Origin of the sequence: Thomasclavelia sp. (assembly GCF_017889095.1) — a bacterium.
Taxonomy (GTDB): domain Bacteria; phylum Bacillota_I; class Bacilli_A; order Erysipelotrichales; family Coprobacillaceae; genus Thomasclavelia.
In genome coordinates, this window is the sequence record NZ_JAGHEW010000319.1 from 1 (window position 1) to 3,760 (window position 3,760).

4 protein-coding genes are annotated in these 3,760 nt (G+C 30.7%); 1 reads left to right on the plus strand and 3 read right to left on the minus strand.

Translation table 11 applies throughout. The features are described 5' to 3' along the window. The 3 genes from J7M77_RS13885 to J7M77_RS13895 form a co-directional block, all read right to left on the minus strand. Positions 1-979 (minus strand): MFS transporter (locus tag J7M77_RS13885; protein WP_296879606.1); only part of this gene is annotated, 979 nt, incomplete at its 3' end. Between the two features lie 141 nt (positions 980-1,120). Further along, positions 1,121-1,993, minus strand: a complete 873-nt coding sequence (locus J7M77_RS13890) for a methionyl aminopeptidase (RefSeq protein WP_296879608.1) — start codon at positions 1,991-1,993, stop codon at positions 1,121-1,123. 303 nt (positions 1,994-2,296) lie between these two features. Further along, positions 2,297-2,554 (minus strand): GIY-YIG nuclease family protein, encoded by a 258-nt coding sequence (locus J7M77_RS13895; protein ID WP_296879610.1) that lies wholly within the window; start codon positions 2,552-2,554, stop codon positions 2,297-2,299. A gap of 90 nt (positions 2,555-2,644) precedes the next feature. Between J7M77_RS13895 and J7M77_RS13900 the strand changes: the two genes are divergently transcribed. Further along, the gene (locus tag J7M77_RS13900; protein WP_296879612.1) at positions 2,645-3,565 is read left to right on the plus strand and encodes an AEC family transporter; all 921 of its coding nucleotides are present in this window, start codon (positions 2,645-2,647) and stop codon (positions 3,563-3,565) included. The last annotated feature ends 195 nt before the right edge of the window (positions 3,566-3,760 follow it).

The following is a 3,760-nucleotide window of genomic DNA, read 5'->3' on the forward strand; positions in this document are numbered from 1 at the left end:
CTGCTCCTAAAGCATAACTAGAACCAAATAAGAAAGCACCAATTAATAAAAGATAAATATTGCTGTTACCAATTATTAATAATACGATTCCAATCATTACTGCAAAAATCATCATTACAGTTGCTTTCATAGCCCCTAGCCAGTCACTTAAGGCACCAATGACTAATTTAAATACTACATTACCAATCATTCCGGCCGATAATAATAAAGCACTTAATGAACTGCTGTAACCAAGCGATTTACCATAACCAGGGAAATGTTGTGTGAAGCTGGTGATACAGCTGCAAAATAAACTAAAGATAAAGAAACAAATAAAAGCAATGGTAATAAAACGGAAATTTAAAGTAGTTTTAGTTTGTGTAATATTCTTTTCAACATAACCATAAGGTAAATAACCATCATCACGAGGATCTAAATGAAAAGGATAAATGATTGCAGGTAAACATAGACATAAAATGACACCGGCTTTAATTAAATAACCAGTTTGCCAACCCAAGGTTTCAATGAAATGTGATAAAATGGGAGAACAAATCGAACCTGCTAAGCCACTAAAACCAAAAACAATACTTGTTACTAAACCATGATTTTTTTCAAACCATTGATTAATAATCAAAGTCAATGGAACGATTGAAAAGAAACTGGTAGCTAAACCGCGAATAGCTCCAAGTAGATAAAACATTGGTATTGATTTAGCCAACGCCATAGCGCCAGTAGCTAAAACAGCAGCCATAACACTAATAGTTAGAATTAGTTTATATGAAAACTTTTCCATTAGTTTAGGAATAAAGAAAGCACTAATTGCAGTGACTAATGAAAAAATAGTCATGTGCATTGAAAAAGAGCCTCTTAAAATATTTAAACTATCAGATACGGGTGTATAAAATACCCCGGAAGAATTAATCGAGATACCAATTGATGATGCCGCTAAACCGCAACATACTAAAGCAACTAAAATATGTTTTTTACTTTTATTGACCATGTTATATCCTCCTATATTTTTATCATATCATAGATATTTAAATATGTTTAATACTTATTATGTATTTTAAATAATGCTTGTTAGGCATTTTTCTAATAATAAAAAAGCGTAATGAATTAGAGAACTAATTCATTAACGCATTTATTTAGAAATAATTTCTACTCCGGTTTCAGTGACTAATAAAGTATGTTCCCATTGCGCTGATAAAGAACCATCTTCAGTATAAACTGTCCATTCATCATCACTATCAACGAAAACATCACGTTTACCTAAATTCAACATCGGTTCAATTGTAAATACCATGCCAGGAACAATTGTTACCGTTTTTTCATTCGGTTCAAAATGGAAGACATAAGGATTTTCATGAATTGCTAATCCCACCCCATGTCCACAGAATTCTTGAACTACACTATAATTATTAGCTTTGGCAAAAGTTTCAATTGCTTTACCAATATCGCCAATACAGCTTTGATATGGAACAATCGAAGCAATTCCTAATTCTAAGGCTTTTTTGGTATCTAAAACTAATTTTTTCGCTTCCTCACTTACATTACCAATCATAAACATTCTTGAAGCATCGGCATAATAGCCATCAAGCATTGTAGTCGCATCAACATTAACGATATCACCATCTTTTAAGATAACATCTTCACTAGGAATACCATGACAAACAACATCATTGATCGATACACATATATGTTTAGGAAAGCCCATATATTGATAATCGGCACAAGTAGCATGATATTTGGCAGTATATTCTTTAGCCATGATATCGATTTCTTCAGTTGACATTCCAGCGTGGATATGTTCTTCGATATAATCTAGTAAACCGGAGTTAACGATAGCAGCTTTACGAATTCCTTCGATTTGGACTTCGTTTTTAATCATTTTATGAGTTGGGATCTTTTTACCGGCTAGTTTTAATGCATTTAATTTTTCATCAAATTGAAGATGACATTTTTTATATTTTTTTTCACTCCCGCACCAGCAAGGATCATTTCGATTTAATTTCATATTTTACCTTCTTTCCTTTTTTAGTATATCACGTTTAGCTTAAAATACAATTAGTCTAAACTAACTTTTTGAGTGAGATATACAATAATAAGGAATAATTAAGGCAAAAACAGCTTTTTAGTATTAAAAATGTATTGTTATAGATTGTCTGACTAATAGAAATAAAATTAGAAATGATAAATATGATTGTAACTGATCTTGTCATAATTAAGGAGTATTATACTAATTGGCTGTTTTTATTACGATTTCATTATAAAAGAGGGATAATAATGATGTCAATGAATTAGAAATTCAATGAAATTATCACTTTAAGCTAAAAGCTTTGATCAAATTAGCTTTTTGTTGGTGGGTTAACTGTTTGATGGCATATTCACGTTTCAAAGCACTGCTTTTATCTTCATAAACTTCATAATAAACTAATTCTACAGGTCCTTTTGCTCGAGTATATTTAGCACCTTTACCAATATTATGAAAATGAATCCGTTTCTTTAAATCAGTTGTCCAGCCAGTATAGTAGCTATCATCTTGACATTTTACGATATAGACATAATGTTTTTTCATTTTCTCACCGTATTAATTATAGCAGTAAAATTGATTTTTTTGATGACTAAATGAACATTTTAGTTTAAGATATCCAAGAGAGGTGTTATTGTGGTTGATTTTAATAATTTAATAGATTTACAAATAGAGATTTTTATTTTAATTTTTATTGGCTATATTCTTAGAAAACTAAATATTATTTCTAAAGAAAATCGTAAAAGTGTTACGGATTTAGTAATTGATATTATTTTACCAGCGAATATTATTTGTTCATTTATGATTGAAATGAATCAAGAAATCATTATTAGCGGTTTAACGATTTTAATTGTTTCTATAGTTATTCAATTAGCTTGCCAGTTTTTAGGAAAATATTTTTTCAACAAAGCCACTGCAAGACAACAAAGCGTATTACAATATGGAACCATTTGTTCCAATGCCGGCTTTATGGGATCACCATTAATCCAGGGCCTATATGGTTTAGATGGCTTATTATTTGCTTCAATATACTTAATTCCCCAGCGAATTGTAATGTGGTCAGGAGGAGTAGCTTGTTTTAGCGATGCTAAGGGAAAAGATGTTATTAAAAAAGTTATTACTCATCCTTGCATTGTAGCAGTATTTATTGGAATGGTGTTAATGATTAGCCAGGTTCAATTGCCAAATTTTATAACGGTATCAATTCAATCATTAAGTAACTGCACTATGGCACTATCAATGATTGTTATTGGGGGAATATTAGCAGAAATAAGATTTAAAGATGTTTTAAATAAGCTAACGATTTATTATAGTGTGATTCGCTTATTAGTGATTCCTATTTTAGTTTTAATTCCCTGTGTTTTATTATCATTACCACCACTAGTTACAGCCGTAGCTACTGTTTTAGCGGGAATGCCAGCTGGTAGTACCACGGCTATCTTGGCTGAAAAATATCAAGGTGATGCCAAACTGGCAGTTGAAATTGTTTTTTTATCAACCGCCTTATCACTTTTTACGATTCCCGTTTTATGTATTGTTATAAATATGATGGTTTAAAAAAGAGAGATTTCAGATCAAAATCTCTCTTTAAACATATTAATGGATCAATAACTTATCCAAATCATCAGGTCCATTGATTTGTTCAATATTAGCTAAAGCATTTAACATCATTTCATAACTGCTCTTATTTACTGTTTCTGTAATCTTTTCTGTTATCTCCATTTTCTTTGATAACATCATTAACAGTATTTC